At 34.7% G+C, this 24,946-nt stretch carries 26 protein-coding genes; 3 read left to right on the forward strand and 23 right to left on the reverse strand.

Annotated features, from left to right (window positions below; genetic code table 11):
• Positions 1-18: 18 nt before the first annotated feature.
• The 12 genes from pstA to HYG86_RS01370 all read right to left on the reverse strand — a co-directional run bounded on the left by pstA (position 19) and on the right by HYG86_RS01370 (position 9,486).
• Complete coding sequence (gene pstA / locus HYG86_RS01320; RefSeq protein ID WP_213167173.1) at positions 19-861, reverse strand: phosphate ABC transporter permease PstA; 843 nt, start codon at positions 859-861, stop codon at positions 19-21.
• Positions 858-1,796 carry a phosphate ABC transporter permease subunit PstC gene (gene pstC, locus HYG86_RS01325; protein ID WP_281391317.1) on the reverse strand — a complete coding sequence of 313 codons (939 nt, stop codon included), beginning with the start codon at positions 1,794-1,796 and terminating at the stop codon, positions 858-860. The genes pstA and pstC overlap by 4 nt, the downstream gene beginning before the upstream one ends.
• Before the next feature lie 103 nt (positions 1,797-1,899).
• Positions 1,900-2,739, reverse strand: a complete 840-nt coding sequence (locus tag HYG86_RS01330; RefSeq protein WP_213167174.1) for a phosphate ABC transporter substrate-binding protein — start codon at positions 2,737-2,739, stop codon at positions 1,900-1,902.
• A 212-nt stretch (positions 2,740-2,951) separates the two neighbouring features.
• Entirely contained in the window at positions 2,952-3,977 is a 1,026-nt protein-coding gene (locus tag HYG86_RS01335; protein WP_213167175.1) for a DUF1048 domain-containing protein, read from the reverse strand.
• A complete protein-coding gene (locus HYG86_RS01340) occupies positions 3,961-4,332 on the reverse strand; it encodes a PadR family transcriptional regulator (protein ID WP_246451850.1) in 372 nt (123 codons plus the stop codon). The genes HYG86_RS01335 and HYG86_RS01340 overlap by 17 nt, the downstream gene beginning before the upstream one ends.
• A 121-nt stretch (positions 4,333-4,453) precedes the next feature.
• Positions 4,454-5,467, reverse strand: a complete 1,014-nt coding sequence (locus HYG86_RS01345; RefSeq protein WP_213167176.1) for a PHP domain-containing protein — start codon at positions 5,465-5,467, stop codon at positions 4,454-4,456.
• 448 nt (positions 5,468-5,915) lie between these two features.
• Entirely contained in the window at positions 5,916-6,920 is a 1,005-nt protein-coding gene (locus HYG86_RS01350) for a S16 family serine protease (RefSeq protein ID WP_213167177.1), read from the reverse strand.
• Positions 6,921-6,989: 69 nt separating this feature from the next.
• Entirely contained in the window at positions 6,990-7,847 is an 858-nt protein-coding gene (locus HYG86_RS01355; RefSeq protein ID WP_213167178.1) for a CPBP family intramembrane glutamic endopeptidase, read from the reverse strand.
• A gap of 369 nt (positions 7,848-8,216) precedes the next feature.
• Positions 8,217-8,570 (reverse strand): hypothetical protein, encoded by a 354-nt coding sequence (locus HYG86_RS01360; protein ID WP_213167179.1) that lies wholly within the window; start codon positions 8,568-8,570, stop codon positions 8,217-8,219.
• Positions 8,571-8,824: 254 nt separating this feature from the next.
• Positions 8,825-9,136 carry a hypothetical protein gene (locus tag HYG86_RS01365; protein ID WP_213167180.1) on the reverse strand — a complete coding sequence of 104 codons (312 nt, stop codon included), beginning with the start codon at positions 9,134-9,136 and terminating at the stop codon, positions 8,825-8,827.
• Entirely contained in the window at positions 9,108-9,230 is a 123-nt protein-coding gene (locus tag HYG86_RS18245) for a hypothetical protein (RefSeq protein ID WP_281391302.1), read from the reverse strand. The genes HYG86_RS01365 and HYG86_RS18245 overlap by 29 nt, the downstream gene beginning before the upstream one ends.
• A gap of 43 nt (positions 9,231-9,273) precedes the next feature.
• The gene (locus HYG86_RS01370) at positions 9,274-9,486 is read right to left on the reverse strand and encodes a hypothetical protein (protein WP_213167181.1); all 213 of its coding nucleotides are present in this window, start codon (positions 9,484-9,486) and stop codon (positions 9,274-9,276) included.
• Positions 9,487-9,795: 309 nt separating this feature from the next.
• Between HYG86_RS01370 and HYG86_RS01375 the strand changes: the two genes are divergently transcribed.
• The gene (locus HYG86_RS01375) at positions 9,796-10,761 is read left to right on the forward strand and encodes a hypothetical protein (RefSeq protein WP_213167182.1); all 966 of its coding nucleotides are present in this window, start codon (positions 9,796-9,798) and stop codon (positions 10,759-10,761) included.
• A gap of 79 nt (positions 10,762-10,840) precedes the next feature.
• On the opposite strand, the gene HYG86_RS01380 is transcribed toward HYG86_RS01375, so the two are convergent.
• The 5 genes from HYG86_RS01380 to HYG86_RS01400 all read right to left on the reverse strand — a co-directional run bounded on the left by HYG86_RS01380 (position 10,841) and on the right by HYG86_RS01400 (position 17,120).
• Entirely contained in the window at positions 10,841-11,446 is a 606-nt protein-coding gene (locus HYG86_RS01380; protein WP_213167183.1) for a hypothetical protein, read from the reverse strand.
• Between the two features lie 31 nt (positions 11,447-11,477).
• On the reverse strand, positions 11,478-12,119 hold the full coding sequence (locus HYG86_RS01385; protein WP_213167184.1) for a hypothetical protein: 642 nt from the start codon (positions 12,117-12,119) through the stop codon (positions 11,478-11,480).
• A 283-nt stretch (positions 12,120-12,402) separates the two neighbouring features.
• A complete protein-coding gene (ltrA, locus tag HYG86_RS01390) occupies positions 12,403-13,812 on the reverse strand; it encodes a group II intron reverse transcriptase/maturase (RefSeq protein WP_246451945.1) in 1,410 nt (469 codons plus the stop codon).
• A gap of 435 nt (positions 13,813-14,247) precedes the next feature.
• On the reverse strand, positions 14,248-15,450 hold the full coding sequence (locus HYG86_RS01395; RefSeq protein WP_213167186.1) for a hypothetical protein: 1,203 nt from the start codon (positions 15,448-15,450) through the stop codon (positions 14,248-14,250).
• A complete protein-coding gene (locus tag HYG86_RS01400) occupies positions 15,447-17,120 on the reverse strand; it encodes a DEAD/DEAH box helicase (protein ID WP_213167187.1) in 1,674 nt (557 codons plus the stop codon). Before HYG86_RS01400 ends, HYG86_RS01395 begins: the two co-directional genes overlap by 4 nt.
• 203 nt (positions 17,121-17,323) lie before the next feature.
• Between HYG86_RS01400 and HYG86_RS01405 the strand changes: the two genes are divergently transcribed.
• A complete protein-coding gene (locus HYG86_RS01405; protein ID WP_213167188.1) occupies positions 17,324-17,716 on the forward strand; it encodes a metal-dependent hydrolase in 393 nt (130 codons plus the stop codon).
• A gap of 35 nt (positions 17,717-17,751) precedes the next feature.
• Complete coding sequence (locus tag HYG86_RS01410) at positions 17,752-18,759, forward strand: IS1595 family transposase (protein ID WP_213167189.1); 1,008 nt, start codon at positions 17,752-17,754, stop codon at positions 18,757-18,759.
• Positions 18,760-18,805: 46 nt separating this feature from the next.
• Here the strand turns inward: HYG86_RS01410 and HYG86_RS01415 are convergent, their stop codons facing one another.
• From HYG86_RS01415 to HYG86_RS01440, 6 genes are all read right to left on the reverse strand, one after another.
• The gene (locus HYG86_RS01415) at positions 18,806-19,357 is read right to left on the reverse strand and encodes a VanZ family protein (protein ID WP_213167190.1); all 552 of its coding nucleotides are present in this window, start codon (positions 19,355-19,357) and stop codon (positions 18,806-18,808) included.
• Positions 19,358-19,625: 268 nt separating this feature from the next.
• Positions 19,626-20,495, reverse strand: a complete 870-nt coding sequence (locus tag HYG86_RS01420) for a hypothetical protein (RefSeq protein WP_213167191.1) — start codon at positions 20,493-20,495, stop codon at positions 19,626-19,628.
• A gap of 567 nt (positions 20,496-21,062) precedes the next feature.
• Complete coding sequence (locus HYG86_RS01425; protein ID WP_213167192.1) at positions 21,063-22,190, reverse strand: hypothetical protein; 1,128 nt, start codon at positions 22,188-22,190, stop codon at positions 21,063-21,065.
• Positions 22,174-23,061, reverse strand: coding sequence for an ABC transporter ATP-binding protein (locus HYG86_RS01430; protein WP_213167193.1), 888 nt, complete (start codon positions 23,059-23,061; stop codon positions 22,174-22,176). Before HYG86_RS01430 ends, HYG86_RS01425 begins: the two co-directional genes overlap by 17 nt.
• Positions 23,062-23,078: 17 nt before the next feature.
• Positions 23,079-23,879 (reverse strand): hypothetical protein, encoded by an 801-nt coding sequence (locus tag HYG86_RS01435; RefSeq protein ID WP_213167194.1) that lies wholly within the window; start codon positions 23,877-23,879, stop codon positions 23,079-23,081.
• On the reverse strand, positions 23,866-24,429 hold the full coding sequence (locus HYG86_RS01440) for an RNA polymerase sigma factor (protein ID WP_213167195.1): 564 nt from the start codon (positions 24,427-24,429) through the stop codon (positions 23,866-23,868). The genes HYG86_RS01435 and HYG86_RS01440 overlap by 14 nt, the downstream gene beginning before the upstream one ends.
• Positions 24,430-24,946: the final 517 nt, after the last annotated feature.

Genomic DNA, 24,946 nt, shown 5'->3' on the forward strand with positions numbered 1-24,946 from the left:
CCTCCATTTTTTTCACACTTATGAGAATTTCTTTACTAACCTCTTTAATAAGAATCCGGTAGTGAAATTAATAAATAATACTAAGAAAATCAGCACTGCTCCTGTACCAAATGCAACATCCATATTACCTGTTTCCATAGCTACCATGTAAAGATGTAAAGCTAGTGTCCTACTTCCATCAAAGATATTTCTAGGTAATAGTAAGGTACCTCCTAGGGTTAAAATAAAAGCCGCAGTTTCCCCCACTACTCTACCTATAGATAAAATCAAACTAGTCAATATACCCGGAAATGCTATAGGTAACACTATTTTCTTTATGGTATACCACCTAGTTGTTCCTAGTGCAAGGCTACCTTCCCTTAATGAATTGGGGACATTTTTTAATGCTTCTTCAGACGCACGTATAATAACAGGTAAAATCATGGTAACTCCTGTTAAAGCCCCAGAGATAATCGACCATCCACCTGTTATAGGCTTCAAAAGAATTACAAAAAAAGCAAACCCAAATAACCCAAAAATTATAGATGGAATTCCTGATAATGCCTCTGTGGCAAATCTTATTGTCCTTTTTAATGGACCATCCTGCAAGTACTCATTCATCAAAATAGCAGTTCCCACTCCCAATGGAGTCGCAATTGCTAAAGTTGTTGCAACTAGGTATACGGTGCCTATAATTGCAGGATAAATACCACCCTCAGAGCCCATCTTTCTTGGATGTTCTAATAGAAACTCTAAACTTATCATACTAAGCCCTCTACTTAGTACGTAAAATAATATTGCCAGAAGTATTACAAATGTAAACATGGCTATCAAACTTAAAAACCCAAAGGCAATAAATTGACTTTTTTGAGCTTTCGTCATCTGGCATTCCCCCTTTTAGCTATAACAGTGGTAACTGAATTTAGTATCATTATAAAAATAAATAATACTATTCCAGTTGCAAATAGTGCCTGCCTATGTTCGGGACCTGCATATCCCATTTCAATTGCAATGTTTCCTGTCATACTTCTAACTGGTGAAAATAATCCCTTCCAACCTAGCTCTGGAATTAAAACAGTATTTCCTACCACCATAATTACTGCCATTGTTTCTCCCAATGCCCTACCCATACCAAGAATTATTGAAGTAATGATACCAGATTTTGCAGCAGGAACAACTACCTTATATATTGTTTGCCACTTAGAGGCTCCTAAAGCTAATGCCCCCTCTTTATATTCCTTTGGAATAGATCTAATGGCATCCTCAGAAATGTTAATAATTGTAGGTAAAATCATTATGGATAGTATAATGCCTCCTGCAAGGATCGAATACCCTGTTTGGTAGTTTGCAGGTAGTGTACTTCCTAAGTGATTCCTCGTAAATTCAGAAATGAATTGCCTTACTACTACCATGCCAAATAAACCATATATAACCGACGGTATCCCCGCTAAAAGGTCGATGGCTGGCCTAAAAAATTGTCCTACTTTTTTGGGTGCTATTTCTGTGAGAAATACTGCTACTGCTATGCCCATTGGTGCGCCGATGACCAGTGCAACAATTGTCAAAAGAATTGAACCCACAATCATGGGGAAAATTCCGTAAATCTGATTTGTAGGATTCCATGTTGTACCAAATATAAAGCTAGACAGTCCGTACTTTGTAAAAATTGGCATACCCTCTCTAAATACAAAAAAACTAATTAACCCTAAGGCAAGAACTGATGTCATGGCCATTATAATTAGCAAAATCTTAACTATTTTTTCTTCAAACTCCCATTTGGTGCCTGTTGAACTATTTAGTAACGCCCTCCCTGGGATTGGACTAATAGTAGGTTCCAATTTTTTCACTCCCTTTATACAAGTGAATACAGGGTGATATTTCCATTCCACCCTGTTTTCACCTGATATTTAATTTCTTTAACTATTTTACAGGAACGTATCCGTTTTCTGATACTATGGATTGACCTTCTTGACTAAGAACAAAATCTATAAATGCCTGAGTTAAAGCACTTTTTTCTTTTCCTTCAGTTGTTAGATAAATGAATGGTCTTGCAATAGAGTAGGCCCCAGATTGGATGGTTGCTGTTGTTGGCTCAACATTGTCTACTTTAACAGGTTTTACTGAGTTATTTAAACCACCGATGGAAACATAACCAATTGCATTTATGTCGTTAGAAACCGCTTCTCTAACTGAACCAGTAGAATTTTGAATGATTGCGGTGCTAGCTAAGTCTTCATTGTTTAGCACAATCTCATCAAATGCTCCACGGGTACCTGAACCTTCTTCTCTAGAGACTACGACTATATCTACATCTTCGCCACCAACTTCTGACCAATTAGTAATTTCACCTAGGAAAATCTTAGTTATATCTTCTAGACTCATGTTGCTAATGTCGTTTTCTGGGTGAACTACTACAGCTATACCATCTATGGCAATTGTGTAAGCTACAACACCTTTTTCATCATCTTTTAGGGAACGAGAAGATGCTCCAATATCCGCTGCTCCTTCTTGGGCTGCTTTGATTCCACCACCAGAACCTCCCCCTGAAACTTCAAGCCTTGCATCTTTATGAATTTGCATAAATGCCGTTGCTAATTCTTCAGAAAGTGGTTGAACTGAAGTTGACCCAGCCATGGTAATTGTCCCACTTAATGTTTCTCCTGGAGACTCATCTTCACTACCACATCCAGTAAGTAATGCCATTCCTAGAACCAAACTCATAGTAATTGTTAATAAACGACTTTTCTTAAAAAATTTCATTTTTTTAAAACCTCCTAAGTTTGTGTTACCTTAATAATAAACTACCTTTGTTAGAGAAAAATGATAGTTATGTTAAGGTAGTGTAAATTTAGTATATATACATAAAATAAAAAAACCCTTGATATCAAGGGTTCTCAACATTGTATCGAATTTATATTTAATGTCTAATCAAGAATAGTTAGTATTTTTAATGCAAATTTTATATTGAAACATCAATCTCCAAGTTTTAATTCACATTTTTCCAGCTTGGTTATTAAATTGAAAAAATCTTTTCTTCTCCCAAGAACAGAAATGAATACAATTATTATAATAAGCAAGATTATGGTTAATATCATTGGAATTACTTCCACGCTGTTGCGCATTTGAACCCAAACTAGAAATAGCAACTGAAAAACAAGCACAATAAAAATCAGTAATTGAGGAATGTAGCATAATCTTTGTTCCTTTTTAATTTTCTCTACTATTTGCAGCTGGTTTAAGGGCTGCTTCCCTTTTTCTATCCTTTTTTTATTCACCTTAGCATATTTCTTTTTCAATGATTCAAATAATTTTTCCTCAAATGATGTTGAATTTTCATTAAATGAAGTGGTTATTTCTTTTTTTGTTTCATGATCTAATATAATCAATGCCGACACATGGATTACAAGAGAGGTACATAATAGAAAAAACATTTGAAACAGGGATATTTCAATAGGGACTTTAGGCATAGCAAGACCAAGTAGGACTACTAGAATAACGAAAAGGTATTTATGCATTTTGGAGAAAAGTTTGACTTTCCTACTTGAAAGACTTTCTTTCTGATTAAATGCTTTTTTCCTTAAGAAATATGATATAACTTCCGCTCCCATCATGGATATCAAAAAAATCGTAAAATACGTTGCTATGTGTATCCGTTCCATAGCAAACATTGGAATGAGAGATGAGAACATGCTCAGTAAACCTACTATAAAAGTGCATATACTACAAACTAAAAGTCCATCTGTCACTTTTAGCATTTGCCAATTAGGCATATAGGCCAGTTTTAAGTTCTCACAGAATTTTTTAATGTCACTACCTACTATATTAGACACTTGCTGACCTGCTTCTTGAGCATTTAACAGTAGGTCCACAATTTCATTTAAACATCTTTCCATCACAGATTGATCTATGTTGCTTAGCTTATAGTATAATTCAGCTTTTTCAAAGGTAACTAAATACTCTCCCCAAAGTTTGTTCTTAAGATTATTTATTGTTTTCATCTTCAACATCCCCCCGCCCTTCAAATAAAATCCTATTAGCTTGTTCAGTAATTAATTGGTATCGTTCTTTAAAATTGCTTAAGTACTCTCTCCCAGCCATTGTGATTGAATAGTATTTTCTTTTTGGCCCCATAGGAGAATCACCTAATCTACAAGATATATACTCTTTTCTCTCAAGTCTTGTAAGTATAGGGTATAGAGTCCCATCTTGTACGTCTGTAAAAGAATATTCTTGTAGCTTTATCAGAATACCATAACCATAGGTTTCTCCTCTTCCAATAATTGCCAAAATGCACCCTTCCAAAATACCCTTTAATAACTGTGTCTCTCCCAAATATCTCACCTGACTTTCCATCTACTTAGCAATGCATAGTAGGATTAGTTAAATAATACCAGTACTACTCTGTATTGTCAAGTAGTACTGGTATTATTTATAACTTCCTTTTAATAGGTAATAGAGCTTGATTAACAAACCCTTATAGTTTTGTTGCTCCTGAATGCTTTGCTGCTAGGGTGTTGATATGGGTTTCTCCCACTCCACAGCCACCAAGCTCTACGTCCCATTCAGTGTAGTCGCCATGCCAATCACTACCACCTGTAACAATTAAGTTGTGTTTTTTAGCTATATCCAAATACCTATTGGTATCTTTTTTACTATGGGCAGGGTAGTGAGCCTCTACCCCTTGTAGTCCATACTCAACCAGTTTTTCTATTTGTGAATCATCTCCTATTAGCTTTGGGTGAGCTACTACAGGTACTCCCCCAGCCTCTAAAATTATTTCAATTGCACTACGGGCAGTAAATCCATCTAAGTCCTGGTAACTAGGGCTTTTTTTACTAAAATGTATATCTTTTATTTCGTTCCATTGGTTCTCTTCATATATTCCGTCTTTGACTAAAGCTACAAAAGTATGTAGGCTGGTAAGCCAAGTTTTTCCTTCGTGATGTTTTAGAACCTTTTCCCATGGGTAATTTAATAAGCCCAATTCATTGTTTTTCTCTAGTATTTTTCGGGTGTTTAAGGTCCTAGCTTTTGCCATTTCCTTTAGATACTTTTTTAGTTTGCCATTGTTAAGATCGATGTAATAACCAAGAATATGGATTCTAACTCCATATACAGAAGTTGAGATTTCAACTCCTGGAATTATGTTAATACCATGTTTCTTCGCCTCATTCATGATTTCATACTGTCCTTCAATAGTATCATGATCAGTCAATGAAATAACCAAGACATTATTCCTTTTAGCAATTTGCACTAGTTCTGATGGAGTATTTGTACCATCTGAAAAAACCGAATGTATGTGTAAATCACCGTGCATATATACACCTCCTATTGAGTAATCCCTATCTTTCCCTCGCTGTGGAGTGCCCAGTGAAACTGCCAATCTATGGAGTATTATTTGATGTTCACTTCTTCCATCAAATCGCTGTAAATCTCCCATCATCATTACTAAGGAATCACTTACTATTTGAGGAACGTAAGGACACATTTTTTTTTATTTTAAAACCCAATTTCATATACTCACTTCCAGCGGATATTGGTTACCACTCTTTATTATTATGTTTTTTATATAATTTATTTGATAAAAATACTAACAGTATAAAATAAGCATATACCGCAACAAACTCAAAAAACTATTGGCAACTATTATTGTGATTATTATTGTCGGAAACAAAGCCACTGCGAAAACTGTGATCCAAAATGGAAATTATAAGGAGTTTTATTAATATCGCTTTTCTTTTTATTAAAATATAAAAACATTGAAAAAAATACATACATAACAATAAATATTGCTAAGCTTATAAATACATTTGTCATTTTACTAAGCCTCTCTTCCTTAACACCAGTAGTTAGTTAGGTTCTTTTTACTCTTACCTTAGTCATTTTCGGCCTTTCATAGTACTCCAAATTTTTCTATCATATATTGGTGTATCTGATCAATTAACTTCAGCAAGGTATGCTATAACCTCACTAAAATGGGATACAGCTACCACTTTAACATCTGTGGCTACAGATATTGCCTCTTCATAGTTTCCTTTGGGGCAAAATAATATATCTGCCCCTTGCTTCTCAGCCACGTAAACCTTTTGCTTCATGCCTTCAATCTCACCTATTGATCCGTCTAAATTAATTTGACCAGTTCCTGCTATTACTCTCCCTTTTGTAACAACTTCGTCCATAAGGCGGTTGTATATTTCCAATGTGTATATCAACCCTGCAGAAGGACCTCCCCTTAATTCTCTTTCGTTAAAATCAATTTTTACAGGGGAGATTATCCCTATATTTTTATTATGGGTAAATATACCCAGAGATGGTTCTCCCCTAGAGTTTTTTCCGACGGGAACTGTAATTGTTAATTCTTCGCCACCCCTTAGTATTTCCATAGTTAATCTACCGCCAACTCCCTGCTTTTTAGTAACTTCTCGCAATTGCTCTTGGTAGCGAATATTGGAACCATTGGCTGTAACAATTAAATCACCCTTTTCAAGGAGTTCAAAAGAACTGCCATTTTCAACTACTGCTTCTACGAGCACCCCTTCAGATGATATTTCTGCTTCAAAACCAGCTGAAGTCAACGCAACATACATTGCTTTAATTTGACTATTAACCAACATATTGGAACTGATTTCACTGTATTCAACAGCGTTCAACCCCTTAGGCGTAACGGTTTTTGATTTTACTAAATCCAGCTTTGGGTTAATTTTCCCATATATATAGTAAAGAGGTGTAGCTTTTTCCTGCCAATATGTAAGTATATACAATTCAGCTTCTTTAGCTGGATAGTCAGCTACTCTTACCATGTTCTCCCCTAAATATGCATATGATGGCAAAGTAATCAGGTATCCTGTATCAAAGGACATAACAAAAGCACTTGTTAAAAAAAACAAACTTACTATAATAATCCATAAAACTTGCCTTGAATTCATTTGTTTGATCTGCATATCTCTCTCCTCCCCTCTATTTTATCCTAAATACCGAGAAGCTTTTACTCTTAAATTTAGATGAACTTTTCACCATTTTTCAGTGAAATATGTACTTTTTTCATCAAAAGCATCGTTATTTCTATTTTTATAAAGTAAAAATATCACCACTATAAAAACAACTGTTTTTAACAACAGTGCATAATTGCCAGCAAACTTATGCAATTGATAGTCTCCAAAACCCACATCAAGCATGGCTCTGATCAAAAGAGAATAACTCTGCGCAGCGCTAATTATTATTCCAGACAATAAGCTACCTGTCCATAACACCGCAAAGCAAATTATAATACCATAAAAAAAGTATAGTGGACTGAGATTAAATATGCCATATAACAAACTTTGAACAACAATTGCCAGCTTTATGTTGTATTTACTCTTTAGTTTCCTTAGGATAATTGTCCTAAAAATCAACTCTCTTATTATGGGCTCAATTACTATAGAAGCAACTATGATCAATAAAACAGTCATAAAGGTCATTTCAGTGGAGGTAAATACCCCTATACTGCCGATTATCGATGTTCCTGCTACAGTTGGTCGCACAGATAATCCTAATACAAAAAGTAGCATAATGGTTCCAATGGGCAGCTTCCTTAATCTGATGAAACTAAACAAGTCAGTATCAAAATCATACAACTCATTTTTTTTAATTAGATTGACATACATTTTCAGGGCAATAAAACATCCTAAGATGTATCCCAAGTACAAAGATGTAGTCGCAAAACTATCTCTCCAAAGATTTAGGGGTAGTAAAATAAAAGGCAAGAAGTTGCCCATTACAAAACCAAAAAAAACTCCTGACATGGAAAAAAACCAGAAGTAGCTGAATAAACCAATATTATCCATTAAGTTCCATACTAAAGCAATTGAATTTTTTACTTTATTTTTCATGATATCCCCCCCAGGTAATTCTATGTAGTGGTCAAACAAAACAGACTGCCAAACAAGTTATACTTACACATAAAAACCATAATCAGAAACGCATATTTCTTATATCTTTAAATGATGTAATTGCATCTAACACATATCTATGGGGTAACACATGTTATCTATAATTACCAAAATGTCGATACTCCAGTTCTTTAGTATGCTAGATAGAGGTTTTTCCCCTCCTCCACTTAATCTGGTAAATGTGCTTTCCTCCTTGGATTTTAATTAAGATAAATACCTTTAATCATGATCAAAAGTTAGATGGTTTATAACACATAAGCTATTATGGGTCTGGAGAAAACCTCTTTTTTCCATCTAGTAATAAATTGTTTAACTTTTATCAAACAGTTTATCTTCTAGCCCACGAAACAAAAAGAAAAATGCTATAAAAAAAATAAATACAGTTAAAGGTATCTCAAATCTTTCTTGGAAAGAACTTGCTTGAAATCCATCATACATAAAATAAAAGACAATCAAAAGACTGGTGGCTTCGAATATGTCGTTTTTGTAAAATTTAATAATTTTCATGTCAGCATTGAAAGTTTTTATATGTTCTTGACATCTTAGACCTTTTATAATACCAAAGACTAGCATTACCACACCAATAGGAATTTTTAAAAAATTAAACAATATTGTTAAAATAATTGTTAAAAATAATACTTTCAACTCTTCTTCTCCTTCCAAACTTATTAAAAACACCATTTAACTTACAAGTCAGGTGATCTCTCTTAATAATCATTTTATTTCTCCTATGTTGCTTAACAAAGGGCAAACATAACTACACTTTTATAACTGAGTCTATAAACTCTTTACTGTACTTGCTAGTTATGGGCAAAGTTTTCTCCTTAGGTTTCATTGGCGTAATCTCATTATACATCAATTTCTATACGACAACTATCCTAACATATAGGGGTTTCCACTTAGATAAATTACTGTTTCTAAACAAGATATATATGTTTATGCCAGCAAAAGAACGGTACGTTTATACCTTCGGTGATTTTTGTAATATTATTTTTTTTGCTACCATTGCCAGGGTTGCTGTCCCTTAAATCTAAGTAATTAGCAAGTGCGCCACCGGGATTAGCTGCCCAGAGCATTACTGTTAAGCCTATTTGAGCCAATCTTGCTATACCTGAAGCAACTGAATATGCCACTGCTTTCCTAGTCAACTGTGTTTTTAACTGACTAGAAAAAATTACTCCAGCTGCCGAAGTTCCATCTTTACCAGCTAAGGTTCTCAATGCTGCCATTCAATGACCCCTCTTTGATATACCTTCTTATTGTTCTTGAGTGCATATTAAAGATTTGTGCGTCCTCATCTATAGTGAATATCCTTTTTGACAAATCAGTACCTCCTTACTATTTAGTTCCATCCCTACATCCAATCTTACTCCTCATCCTCAATCAACCTTGCGACACTATGACCACATTTCTTACACTTCCCACTTAGGAGAATGCCAAGCTTATGGTTTTGGATTGAGTAATCTACTATGGTTGTGACACCGCACTTTACACAGAACACATTACTAAGTAATCTACCTTGGATGCTCTTAGGTATGATGTTCCATTTTTTCATTGCATTAAAGTCTGTTACTGACATGGTTGCTCCTCCTTTTTTACTGCTATATATTTTTCGATAAATCTGCTCGTGAGATTATTTTTTGTTATATGTTCGACGGGTTGTTAGTCTTGATGTCATGTTTAGTTAGCCTATACATTGAAAATCCTAGATATGCAAATAACGTACACTCTACTGTAAATTGTGTTGAAAGAGGAGCATAAAAAAGTTAAAATGTAGAAACAACTACCTGAATCTTTGTAGTATATGCAAAAATATCGTTTTTTTATAGTTGTCGAAAAGTGACGTGTAATTTAGATATAAAAAATATAACAAGGGGAGGGTAATAATATGAAATCAAATCTTCCTTCATACAATAAACTACTTTCACCTGATGAAACTGTCTTGGTAAATATAGGAAAATATGTTTCATTGTACGCCATAGATGATAGTGGTTTAAATGAACTTAAACGGTTTAATACATTAAGGAACCCTTCTAGGGCTGCATTATCATCCGATGGAAAAATGCTTGCCTACAGTAATACGTCGGGTCATATAGCAGTGCATGATATCGAAACTGGAAACCTATTAGTAAAAAGCAAATGCTTGTCCAAAGAGGGGTATAGTTTATATTTTATTAATAATGACTCGCAGCTCATTTCATCCGATTGGTTCGGTAATATTTTTGTTTTAGATATTAAAAGCGCCAAAATAACACTCCTTAATAGTTTCCCCTTTCATAATGCAACAAACTTAGTCCCTATTTCTAATAATAGCTTTATGGTCTTAGGTTCAATATCAACCGGCGAAACAGTGGCATATGATTTTTTAATTCAAAAGGATACAGGAACCTTTGAGAAGCTTTTTTCATCGTATCCATATCGTCTGGAAACTACTTCTTTTGCCTGTTTCAAAAATGAAGTTTACTTCTATGGCGATAACATTAATAACTCTTCTGATAAATGGCTTGATGACGATATTGCAGAGAATGCGTTGTTTTCATATAATATGTCTGCCAAAGAACTGCATTCTATCATTTGCATTCAAGAATTGCTTGGAATAAACTGCAGTCTAAATTCAGAGTATGGATACTTCACAACTATTTGTATAAGCAGTAACAAGCAATATATTTTGATAGGATATTCTAAATCAATAATTATTGTAGATTTGCTAAGCAAAAAGCACATCACTACAATTAAAACGAAGTACCTCAATAGTTTGCATCTTGTGAAATCCGACACAAAGGTCATAATAGGTACATGGAATGATATACAAATTGTTGATTTTATAGAATTATGTCAATTAAACAGTCTTTAAACAAAGTTTACACCCCAACACACCCAGGTACTTTGCGTATAGCTGCAGCTTGCCTATCTGAGTGAATTAAGGAGTTTTTCTAACCGCCGCCATGTATCTTTATGTTATAGCTTTTTAATTTCTCCATAATATAAACTTCTAGTTCCTTACAAAACGCTAGTTCCATTTCACTTATTCTAATAACAGGTTTACCTAGATTCCTAATTATCAAAATGTCTCTTAGGGAATCAAAGTAAGCTCTTTGATATAAACGCCCATTCTCAAAGGGAAATTCTTTAGTCTGCCTTCTATAGCCAGCCTGACCTTTATTAAACGCTTTAGAGGAATTTTCCTTGCACCATATTTTATATTGTTCTAGGTCGTAACCTAAATCCAAATTATAGTTCTCTATAATTTCTAGAGACCTCAGTCTAGCATTAGTGAAATGTTGTATTTCATCAATTTCTACAACTATCCCTAATTCCTCAAAAAAGGAGTCTACCCGAAGCTTCACTACCCTTTTCTCATCTAAGCTCATCTTACAGCCATTGAAGGATGTAAATATTTTATTTAAGACTTCTTTATCATAGCTAGAAGAAGTTGATGTGTGATTATTAGTAAGCCACTCAAAAGTTTTCTTTTTATAAGCTTTAGTGCCTAAAATTCGTTCTATTCTTTCTATAACTTCATTCTCAAACTTCCCCATATTACTCCCCCCCTCCATTACTGGCAACTAATTATAGATTATGATCCTTTTCCAGTGGAAAAACCAGATAATTAAAAGTACCACCTCTGCTATCATCAAGCTTACAGTATTGTTCCCACTTAACGGTATATTTGTAATCTAGAGCGATAGGTGTTTCCCTTCCTTTTATTGTCCCTTCTCCTGAATGACTTGCCCAGCACATTATTCCCGCCTTCTCAAGACCCTCGGATAGTCTAAATTGATAGTAAACTGTTTCCTTCCTACCTGAATCTTTCCAGTAGGATTGATCATTGGTTAAAAATATTGAATACCCAGCTTTAAAACGTGGTAACTCCTTACTGAATTGTTCTACTCGCTGCACATCCTTTAAAAAATCATATCTCCCTAAGTCTTGGGCTCCGTGATTTTTAAGCTTAAAAACTTCATCCTCAAAGGTTTTATTGCAACCAAGTGTCTTATACTTCAATTCTATCGGGTAATACATATTATCTATGATTACCAAAATGTCGATATGGATATTTGGAGTAATAGATGCCGGACAATACTCCAGCCTTATTCTTGCATCTGGATACAGCTTTTGAATCTCCCACGCAAGAGCAAACTGGAAATCTGCTTCTGAGTGAAAAACTTTTCTACTATTACTTAATTGCTTAAGAGAAGTAACTATATCCAAGCTAACACCTCCCAGTGAAATAATAGGGTACAAATATAATACCACTTTACGACTTCTTCATAATCTTTTGATTTCCTGCAAAAAAGAAAGACTATTATAACTTTTATTTCCGCTAAAAGGGGCACACCCCTGCTCTCAAAAATATTGCTGTGTGCATATTTTTCCATATATTAGTGTTATTAAATCCATCAAATCTCCTGAATAATCGAGTAGGAGGTAAATAATTATTTTATTTACCGTCCTCTCACACCACCGTACGTACCGTTCGGTATACGGCGGTTCATTAAGTTACTTGCATCTTCTGATATCTAGCCGTAAGGCTACTGTAAGAAATCGAGTTGAAATATTTGTAGTTAAGTGTTGTATGAAGTACAGGGCTTTTGGCTATACGCCAATAGCCCTTTCTTGTATTCCCCCATTCGAAGGCTTTATCTTTGGGGGTTCCAAGAGATACTAATTTCTTTATTTTCGTTTTTGACTTCTTCCATTGCTTCCATATACACATCCTCAATCTTCTACGAGTCCATTCGTCCAGTTTCTGCATGATGCTTTTCGCCTTAGCTATGGAGAAATAATTTACCCAACCAGTTGTTACTTGATTGAGTTTCTTGATTCTTTCTTCCATACTTATGCTCCGCCTTCTGCTAGTTATGGACTTTATCTTTTCTTTGACTCTTCTTAAAGATTTCGGGTGGATTCTTATCTCATATTTACCCTTTGCTACATAGAAACTAAACCCAAGAAATTTTCTTTTCGTGGGTCTATCTACTGCACTCTTTTCTTTGTTTACTTTGAGCTTGAGTTTGTTCTCAAGAAAGTTCATTATGCTTTTCATAACTCTTTGTCCTGCTCTTTCTGACTTTAGGTATATGTTACAGTCATCAGCGTATCTGCAGAATTTATGTCCTCTTTTTTCCAATTCCTTGTCGAAGTCATCTAGTAGTATGTTGGCAAGTAGTGGACTTAACGGTCCACCCTGGGGCGTTCCTTCTTCATTCTTGACACATATACCGTTTAACATAACTCCTGATTGTAGGTAGAGGCGGATAAGCTTTAATACTCTCTTGTCCTTTACTCTTCTAGATATCCTGTGCATTAGTATGTCGTGGTTTACCTTATCAAAGAATTTCTCTAGGTCCATATCCACTACATATTTATACCCTTCATTCATATATCCTCTTGCTTTATGAATGGCGTCGTGAGCTTTCCTTCCTGGTCTGAAACCAAAGCTACTTTCAGAAAAGTGGGGGTCAAATACTTGATTTAATACCTGTGCTATGGCTTGTTGGATAAACCTATCAAGTACCGTTGGTATTCCTAACAACCTTTTCCCTCCATCTGGTTTTGGTATCTCTACTCTTCTTACAGGTTGGGGTTTATATGTACCCTTTAATATACTATCTCTTGTGGGTTTCCAGTTTTCCCTTAGGAAAGGACGAAGTTCATCGACCTTCATTCCATCGATTCCATGGCTTCCCTTGTTCTTTTCTACCCGTTTAAGGGCTTCAAGTACGTTTTTCCCAGATAGCATATCTTCTAAAAGCTTATTAGCTGATGCACTGGATGTCTCCTTTGTAGGTGCCATAGGTATGCTCGGCACTCTGCGTATACCTTCAGATTCCATCCTATTATTTACGCTAGAGCCTTCGCATGAAGTTTTCTGCTGTCTTTGCATATCCTTTGAACCTTTCAAATTCTTCATCCTCCTTAATGTTCAATCCTTCCCAAGATATATGCATCTATCTTGGTACTATGACGTCTGCTGACTTCTCAAAGTTCAGCCATACATCACTGCATGGGTTGTTATTTCAAAATTCATCTCCATAACGTGTCCTTGAGACCTCCCCAGGTAAGTACGCTAACCTTCATCCCATATATCTCCCACATTTACTATGTAGGATTCGGGTAGTGTTGGACTTCGTTTTGTGTGGCAAACTCGTCCGTCCTAGATAGCCTTATATGTGGTTCGTGTTCCTCAGACCGGGATTTTGCCTAGGGCTTCCTTCAGATTCCACCTCACGGTGGACACCCTTGCCTTCGGCTAGTGGTTCCCACTACCAAGCCCACAGCGGACTTTCACCGCCAAGTTAACGCACATGCTGGGCGCACACAGAAAAAAGGACAGGACCTAAGTCCCATCCTTAAAAACATGATTTTTTAATGTTTCCCTACCAGCATACTCTCTTAACAGTCTCTTCTTGAATTCATAGCCTACTACTTGTGGCATGAAAGTGCTTTTTGCTTCTAACTCTTCAATGAGTTTCTTAAACTTGTCAGGGTTGTGAGAGGCAATTTTTTCTTTCCTATCATTAGGATCTATATCGTAAACTAACAAATAGTCGTTCTTCTTCATATCTCCATAGCTGTCAACCAAGTCTATCAAACTTGGATCAAAGTTGTTAGGGATAAAAACTTCAAAATCAGCTGAAATTAGAACTTTCTTCTCATGCCAGTATTTAGGATACTCACCATTTAAGTAACACCACCCCTCTGGGGTAAGTCGCATATAGTGACCGTTTTTTGTTCTAGAAAAAGATATGAGACCAATTTTCTCTACCATATCCCTGGAATTAGGGATATCACTGTTTAGAAAAACATCATTACTAATCCAATCTTCAGGGTTTTGCTGCACTTTAGATAATGAAGTTAACATATCAGATACCTTTTTGTTTTTGTACAATATTGATTGATAAAATGTCTCAAGTCTTGTAACTGTTTCCTTTGAAGACCATTCTAGTAATTTAAACTTATCAACTGCTAAGTCCTTATCTTTCCATTGTGCGAATCCCTTGTCTAATAAAAATTTAACTAGTAACTCCAGAAACTCTAAAGTCCTCATGTAGGTATCGATGCTGAGTGCCTCATTATAAAACTTTATCTCTATGGTTTTCTTTTTAGCCTTTCTAACGTATGCTTTCTCCTCTAGTAGTAAATTTATTAATATAATTAAGTTAAGAAAAGGGGTTTGACTCCCTTCAATGTAGTTATAGTCCTTAGTGTGTATTTTGAAGTATAATATTTCCTTGATTAGCTCTTTAATTTCAATAGGTATTTCTTTATCTTTATAAATAAGTCCTGTTTCCCTCAAACCATCTAACTGTTCTTGATTCTCCACCTTGTTAAAATAAACTAATTGGTTCAGTGCTTTTAAACAAGGCTCTGTTAATACTTCCGTTTTCTTTCTTAAAGTTTCTTTACATGTAAGTTTTTCTTTAATCCTCCGCACTAAAAAACCTCTTACACAATCATTAAATATACCAACTTCTAAATTTGTAGCTAACTCTTCAATTTCTGACCTATTTAGCCTATCTAAAAACTCATTTAAGTTCAAGAATCTACCCCTCCTTTTTGTAGATCCGCCAAATCAAAGATACTAAATCTAAACCCATAGTTAATTAAACTTTTACGTCTAAGCCTATAATCACTTTCTTCTACGGTATCAGTTGAAATTATTGAAATAAATTTAGCCACTTCACTACATTTATCTATTTCCATCAACTTTCCTAACCTTAAATACTCTTCATTAGTTGAAGCTTGTCGATAGGACACAGAGATTAATGTATCTATATTAGTAAATTCAAATTGCACCCCTAACAGCGTATAAATTAAACTGTTTATTTCATCTTTGTTAAACTTCTCAACTACTTGTAATCGTGTTGTAAGGTCCGATTCATCACCAATATAATTTATATTATACTCATCACTTATTTTTTTGGCTAAATCTTTATAAAAAGATGCTATTAGGGTCCGTTTATGAGGGTTAATTAAGACATTTAGCGCTTCTTTTTTCATAGCGTTGAACGCCGCTATCTCTCTTAACTTGTAGTTTCCCAAGTTGTTCTTTTCGCTATATAAGTAGAGTTCTTTATCTTTTTCCGACAGAGGAACTTTTACTTCTACGCACTCTATACTTTTTAAATAGCCAAGCGTTCTTAATGTCTGAGGGAGTAATTCATACCACTTTGGCCCTACAACAGCATAAACCATATTTCCTTGATTATCGCTTCTTTCCAATGTTGCTGCTAGAGCAAGCTTATGTTTAGATTCAAAATTGGCAGTTTCAATATACGTTTTAGCAGGCAACCGATGAACATCGTCAAAAATCACCAAGCCCCATTCATAACTATTCAACAGATCGAATGCCTTTCTATCACTAGTTATATATGCGTAATCTGTAATTGTTATAGGGGCTACTTTATGTGGTTCCTTTTTGTATAACTCAATACTATTTTCACTTAAATCCATTTTATCAACTATTTCCTGTTTCCATTTTTCAGAACTAACTTCATTTTCTGTAATAATTAGAGTTGTCATATTAAGACTCTCTACTATCTTTAATCCCACGCAAGTTTTCCCAGACCTAGGAGGCATGATTACTACCCCACCACCGCCAACACTAGCATTGTTATCTAGATAACTTTCTGCTGCTTCTAGTTGGTAATCTCTTAATGTAAACTCTTTACCGCTTCTAGTAGTTCTAAGAAAGTTAATATCTAAGGAGCGTCCAACTTTATTTGTCTCATCAATAGCATATAACTCAATCTTAAACAGCAGTTGTTTTAGTTCTATCTTATCCGACATCTTAAAATATAGAGTATTATGTATTCCTTTGGAAACCAAAAGCTTGCTGATACTTTTGTCACTTAGAATATCCTTTATTATCTTTTCATCCTTGGCAATCAAAGCTAAATAGTTTTCAGACTCACATAATCTCAGTCTCCTGTACTGGTTCATTACATAGTTTATTTTTTCCTCTAAATACAGTCCAAGCTTATTGTGGCTGTAGGATTTCAGAAAAGATATAACCTCTGCAGCTACATATCCTTTAGCAGCAGCTGACCATAATGAAAAAGAAGTTAACTTAAAAGTATAAACCCCCTCAGGCATTTTAATTAGGTCTGTAAATTCGGTTAGCGTCTGCGCCAAGCGCCCATCTGGATCCATACTATTATTCAAAAATATCGTTCCGTCTATATGAACTATCAAAGGCTTACTATACATACATTCTCACTCCCCCATTCAATGCTATATGGTAAAATGTATGCTGATTTTTAGCCTAATAAAGATTGTCCTAATAAATTGACATAAGAAAATAAAGAAATTTCCCTTTTTGTGGATGTTACAAAAACAACACACCTCCCCTTACATCTATGTTCTATTCTACTTCTTTCGACATAGATAAAATTAGGGAGGTGTGTTTAGTTATGAAATGGAGTACCCATAGAGCTGTCGGCGTTGTTACCTACTCAGGATTAGTGACCCATCTATACAAGCCATACTCCTGGGGTTTGAGTGTAATACTATTTACTTCTGCTATTATAGCCTACCTATCTTCAACGCTGCCAGATATCATAGATGGAGGAATTAAGAAAGACCACCGAGGCTATACCCACTCGTTTGTCTGGTCTGTGGTTGTTACTGCAGTAGCTAGTCCTTTTGTATATTCAATTTGCCTATTACTCGGCTCATTAGGAATCTACTATCCAATAACATTACACCTATTTGCCTTCTGGATAGGTTATACGTCCCACTTTCTAGCTGACTTTTTCACTAAGGCTGTTTTCGGATATATTGTTGCTTTTAGGGGAAAATTATAATTAATGATATAATTAGGCTCTAGGAGGCGAAATTTATGTGGAAAGACCTTTATGCAGAGTTCACTGATTTAGATAAGAAAGACCAAATAGCTCTATTTGAGGCGATGAAAATAGATTTATACCTAGAAGACCCTAGTAAAATAACAGAACTACTTAACAGTATACGAGAAACTAGGTTTGCAGCAGGTATGGCCTGCGTTCATTGTGGTAGCACTTCAATCAAAAGAAATGGTAAGTATCGAGGTAGGCAAAGGTACTTATGTAAAGACTGTGATAAAACCTTTAACGACTTAACAAACACCCCTTTTTCAGGTTCTCATTATCCTTCAAAATGGGTGAAATACATAGAGCTTATGGTGGAGGGGCACACACTACCTAAAATTGCCCAACGTCTAGGAATACATATATCAACAGCTTTTTATTGGAGGCATAAGATACTTAATGCCTTATCCAGTTTAGGTTTTAATCAGTTAGATGGTATTGTTGAAAGTGATGAAACTTTCTTTCGTGAATCTTTAAAGGGTCGCAAGGTAACTGATAGAAAACCTAAAAAACGTGGCGAAAAAGATGAAAAAAGAGGTATTTCAAAGCAAAAAATTGCCGTTGTGGTAGCTCAAGATAGAAATGGGAGCCTGATAGCTAGAAAGGCTGGAACTGGTCGTGTTAAAGCCGAAGAAATTGATTTTGTGATAGGCGAATATATCAGCCCTACTGCTTTGCTATGCACAGATACCGCTACTAACTATAAGAAATTTGCAAAACTAAAAGGATTAATACACGAAACTGTTAATGAAAACCAAAAGGAGCGTGTTAAGAAAGGGCTTTATCATATTCAGCATGTAAATAACTTTCATAAACGCTTAAAAGGCTGGATGGAGCGTTTTCAGGGGGTATCTACTAAATACTTGGATAACTACCTATACTGGTTCCGTTGGCTGGAGCTTGGTAAAGGTTTAGCGTTTGATATTCGAACAGAGCAAATGCTTATTTCTGCCTGTCAAAAGTCTAATTATACAACTGTTGAGCTATTAAGAGGTGCATAAAAATAGACCTCATTAGAGGTCTATTAAGTAGCAATTGGGTACCTTGTTAAATTGATAATTGCACTGTTTTTTTTAGGTATTTCGCAATAGGCATAAAGATTATAAAACTAATTAAAGCACCTATAGTGTTTAATATCACATCATCTATATTGGTCATTCTGTAATTGAAACCTAGGAATAAAGAGAACGTAAATTGAGCTAGTTCTATTCCAATTGAAGTTGTAAGTGCAATTAATGTGATTTTACTTATGTTCATATACTTATTACTTAATAGAGGCAAAAAGATACTTAATGGCATTAGTAGAACTAGATTTCCTCCCAGTGCTCTTCTTATTCCGTATCCTTGATTTATTGTTTCTAGAATAGTTTTAAAGGGAATGAAATTATTCGATATATAATTTATCTCCCTCCTATGTTCAATTAAATTCCTTTGTACGGGAAAGGGGAACAAAGTTACTGCCACTACTGCTACTAAATATGCAAAGAAACCAAAGATAAGAAGTTGTTTTTGAAGGGAGTATTTTTTCTTTATACCAACTAAAAGTACAGTTAGATATATAGGGATAGATATTAACACTAAAAAACTTATATCTAGCATGATTTAATCCTCCTTATTTTTCCTGTTATTTACATATTCAACATTCTTTATAAAATCCCTTCTAGAGAAAGGTATTGGGTTAAAAAATTTAAAAAAACAACAATACTTACGAAAACAGCCTTCACTAATAATGGTGTAAGCTTGTTGTGGCCATTTGACAAAGGAAGAAAAGGATTTAGGTTATGGGAACACAAAGATAGAGAAATTCCTGAAACAGTAATTTACCTTCTGTCTTGGCTGGCAACGTGGATGATTTGGTATAAGCATTTTAGAGTTTATTTTTGAATGATATCTCTAGTGATTTACTATTTAGAATTTGTTTACTATCTACCTCATCTAATTGTTCTTCGATTTCTGTCTCCAGTTCGATTTGGACTTCAGGATCTTCGTTAAATAGGTAGTTTATACCTACAGTAATGAGAACTATTGGTATAATAAAATACAGTATGTCCAAACCGCTTTTTATTATCATTTTCTCTAAAATGAACTTCCTAACAGATATCATTAGAAATAGAATTACAAGTAATAATATCCCATTGAGAATAAAAATGAACCCTATAGCCTCTGATTTTGTTAATCCTTGAATAGTTCCCAGTACACTTATATTTCCAACTATCAGAGCAAATACTGCAATAAATATCGAAAGAATTTCTATGTTTTTTATCAAATTATTATCGATTTTTTCAGTAAGCGATTTTAATCCCACGTATTTTCTATCTATTAAAGTTATTTGCTCTTGCAGTTCAAGTAAAGATTTGTTTGTTTCATCGTAAATTAAACTATTATAATACGCTCTGCCACTAAAAGTACGTTCTGAATCTTCAGTTAATTTTATGTACTGTTCTTGCTCCTTCCACTTTAATTCGTCTACAAAGTGATTCTCAAGTATTTCTTTTGAGTTATGTTTGGTGTTGTCTACATACTTGATACTTCCAGGAGGCATATAGGATATTAGACCCTGGAAATATAGCCCATCTAATAGTTTGTCATATTTGACATCAGTTATATCTTCAAAGTATTTTTTCTTGATTTCTTTTCTGTTTTTAAGGTTCTGCCCGATTATCTTTCCTTTTTTAAGATCACCTAAAACTAGAATGATTTCTTTCTGCTTTTCGTTTAAGTTCAGTATACTTACCACCCTCTCTAATGGCAGTCTTAGGGCTTATCCCGTTTATGTATTCATAGAATACTAAAGAGATAGTTTGTCCACCCTAGCAAGCAATTTAAAACTGTTTACCCTTTTATTCGACATAACCTTGTATTTTCCTTCAGAATGAATAAAAGTAATCCTATAGCATGCCACACCACACCACACAAAAAAACAAACACCCCAACCCACCCTTGCGCTAAGCCAAATACAAACTAGCTTAACTACTTGAGATAAATTGAGGGTGTTTACCCTTTGATGAATCCTAGCTTACACTCCAGAATTGCTCCAGAGGCTAAAGTGTACACCCCAACCCACCCAGGTACTAAGCCAAATGTAAACTAGCTTAACTACTTGAGATGAATTGAGGTGTCTATCTTTAATGAACTCTACCTTACACCGCAGAGTTGTACCAAGGCTAAAGAGAACACCCCAACCACCCCAGCGCTATGCCAAATACAAACTAGCTTACCTTCTTGAGATGTATTGTGGTGTTACTTTCATAATTATTGTTAGGTTACTAATCATACTTACTGACTTAATTTCAAGGCAACAGAATTATAAGTGCTGCCTCCCACCTTGATTTAGGACAAGTAAGGCACTTAAAGCGGATATTACCAAAACCCAAAAAACTAGAAAAATAGGATAATGTATAATGTTTCCAAATACGGAAATAGGATTGTACTCAATAAAACTAGAGTAAAAGTTATTTACCAGCAACCTGATACTGAAGTTATTGATATACTTAAACTTGACTGATTCGGCTACTATGTTTATCAACACCATTACTATCATAGCGGTAAACGTTTTCCTAGTAAATAAAGCTATGACTAATGTTAGTAAAGCTAAACTCATTGCTGACAGTAAAGTGAATAGGAAGAATACAGTTAACCCAATCAGTGGTGTTACATTAGGCAAATATATGAACCCCATCTGGGATATCCTTCCTTGAAAACCATTCACCCCTTCTAGGGATAATTTCATGATGAGTTCTGTCACAAAGAAGGACGCTAATAGAAATGTCCCGAAAATCATAGATGCAAACATTCTTGCCTTGACCAATTTAGTTCTGCCATACTTTGAACTCAATGTTAAAGAGGCAACACCACTGCTATAATCCTCTCCGAAAACCGGAGCCATTGCAACTACCAATACTATCATTAGGAACAGTAAGAAGTTTTGCTGAGAAATATAGTCCCAGCGCATAATATAAAATCTATCAGTGATAACATTCTCTGTTAAACCTAAATAACCGCTGAGTTTTGTATGTTCTGCGGACTGTGGTTCATGGTTGTTTAGCATACCTATTAGTTCATCCCTATTTTCAAATGTTCTATTACCATAGGAAAAAGGAAAAAGTGGATTGTCCTGATAGTTTAAGTAGTCATTATAAACAAATCTCCTCATTACTAGCTGTGATCCCTCAGCTTCAGTTTTTGCATGCTGTCTTTCCTGATCTATGTTCTTAATTTGCTGTTTGGCAAACTCTCTTTTTTCAGGGGTTATTTCACCCTGTATTATGTTTAACTCCTCCCCCATGTTTTCCATGTACATATTATAGTTAAGAAAGCTATCATAGTCGTAATTTACTATATATAAATTAAGCAAGATTAGCAATAGGGTAATTACAAATACATATTTTCTCTTCGCAAAGCGTTTTAATTCCCATTTAATGAGAGTACCCATTTTTCTCCCCCTCCTTTTCCAAGTGATAAATGTATGCATCCTCTAGGGATCCTTTAACTAAGTTACCTTCTTTTACTTCTTTGTCACTAATTATTCGGAGCCTTACTTGTCCATCGGACTCAATCTCCCTTCTTGAAATCAAGTAGGTTTCATTATATTCCCCATACATATTTTCTTCTATCTTAATCTCAAATACCTTACCGTTAACATTTCCTAGTAACTCTTCTGGAGAATACTTACCTTTAAGGGTACCTTTATTCATAAGAATTACTTCTGTGGCAAGCCCCTCTATGTCAGAGATTATGTGGGTTGATAGAATTATAACTTTATTGACTGATATTCTGGATAATAGGTTCTTAAAGCGAATCCTCTCCATAGGGTCCAGGCCTACTGTTGGCTCATCCAATATCAAAATTTTGGGATCATTTAATAATGCCTGAGCAATTCCAAGTCTTCTTTTCATTCCACCTGAGTATTTAGCTATTTTCTTCTTTTTTTCATATGTTAAGTTTACTAATTCTAAAGTCTCTTGCACCTTCTTATCAGTTTCTTTTTTGGTTAGACCTTTAAGGACAGCAATATATCGCAAAAATTCTTCGCCAGTAAAGTGCTCATAAAACCCCAGCTCCTGTGGAAGATATCCTAATAAATCCCTATATTTTTCATCAAGGTCTTCTTTTTTCATACCATCAAAACTTATATACCCTTTGTCTTGAGGCAATATATCACAGATTATTCTCATAAGTGTAGTCTTACCTGCACCATTAGGCCCAACTAGACCATATATCCCACCAAATAATTGGAATGAAATATTATCCAGTATTACTTTGTTATTATATATCTTGCTAATGTTGCTAATTTCTAAATTCATAATGTTCCTCCCATTTTTTACGAGCTAAGCTGGACTGATATATCATAGTCCCTCTTAGTCATTTTTATTATATATTGAATGAATAGTCCTGTAGTTAGTACAGCCCCTAAAATGTAGTTAATCGTGGATACACTCTCTAATAATTGAAAATACCTAGTAGAAAATAACGGTCCACCACTGAAAACTAACCATAGAACCATTGTAATAACGGAACCCAGTAAACCCCTAGAGTAAAATAATATCCATAAACTCATAACACTTAATACACCAAGGACAAACAAAGATATGGAAAGGTACTTAACTATATCAATCTCAGCACCACTGCCAACCACCCATATACTCATAATTAGCAAAATGGTAAGGGCCACGCTGTAGTTTATAAATAGCTTACTGAACAACCTGTTCTTCCAGCTTCTTTTTAAACTAAGTTCAAGTTCTAACATGTTGCTTAATTTACTTTTATTTAGGCTTATGAACCCTGTTACTATGGGAACAGCTGCAAGGCTTAAAAACATAATCTCTGGTTTGTTATCACTAACCACAACTAATGCTATAAACATAATAGTTATTGTTAGTAAGTGTTTTAGCTCAAATTTATTAAAATACGATAATTCCAATTTAACTTCATTGAATATGAACCCTAGCTTATCTGAAAAAGTTTTTTTTCTTGGAAGGTATTGATATAAATTTTGTACACAGTTTTCAATTTGTTCCTTTTCAGGCATATCAATCTGGTAGCAATCTAATTCCAAACAATGTAAAATTTCATCTAACTCTTGTTCAGAGTACTCTCTATCCGTTTCGTTAAAATTCTTCATCTTTATCTCCTCCCTTTAATTTTTTTCGCAACTTTTCAAGGGCTCTGTACAGTTTTGACTTAATCGTTGATTCTTTGGCTCCAATTAAACTACCTATTTCTTTAATGGTCATTTCGTTGTAGTACTTAAGTATAACAATCTCTCTTTCTTCTTCCTTAAGGCTATTTAAAGCTTTTTTCACACTAGTTCTTTTCTCATCTTTCTCCAGTATGTCTAATATATTATCAGAGTCATAATCTGATAAACAATCTAAGTCCTCAATGTTTATATTCCTACTACTTTTTTCCGCTCTAAAATAGTCCCTAATGTGATTCAATGCTATTTTAAGGAGCCAGTATTTGAAACTATTAGTCCCCAATCTATATTTATCTATGTTTTTCATCATCTTAATGAAAACTTCTTGAGTTAAATCAGCAGATAGATGCTGATTATTTACCTGCCTCATTGAATAACTATAGATAACTTCATAGTATCTATTTACAAGGGTATCTAAAGAAGTTTTGCTTCCAGAAATTATTTCTTTAACTAGCTGGTCATCCTTAAATTGCACTTTCTCACCTCTTTCACTATATAAACGGTAAAAGTGCCTAAAAAGTTTCATTTATTTATTATCATATTAGAAATATATATATCACACATAATAATTTGTTACATCAGTAGACCAAAGGCGGGGATGTTCAGGTAACTTTGAATAATACATGCTAAAATTCAAAGTCTTAGGTAGTGCAGTTAAGTGCCTTGTGTTCAGTTCGCTAGAGCTTTTGCTTGCGTTTAGAAGTAGTAAGGATTGATCATTCTTGTGGATAGGATGATATCGGCATTCCTTTTAATATATTATTTACTTTTGTGTAGGAGGTAAACCATTTGAAGAGTTAGTGAAATCCTATTTCAACTAGCAAAGTTCTCAAATAAACCCTGGAGAATATCTTTTTTTATACGTCGTCCATTTCCGCTAAAAGGTGCACACCCCTAGCCAAAAATGCACACCCCATGCACCCAAAATTTTGCTGTGTGCAAATTTACCATATATTGGTGTATGAAATCCATCAATTCCCCTATCTTTCCAC

Origin of the sequence: Alkalicella caledoniensis, from assembly GCF_014467015.1 — a bacterium.
GTDB classification, from domain to species: domain Bacteria; phylum Bacillota; class Proteinivoracia; order Proteinivoracales; family Proteinivoracaceae; genus Alkalicella; species Alkalicella caledoniensis.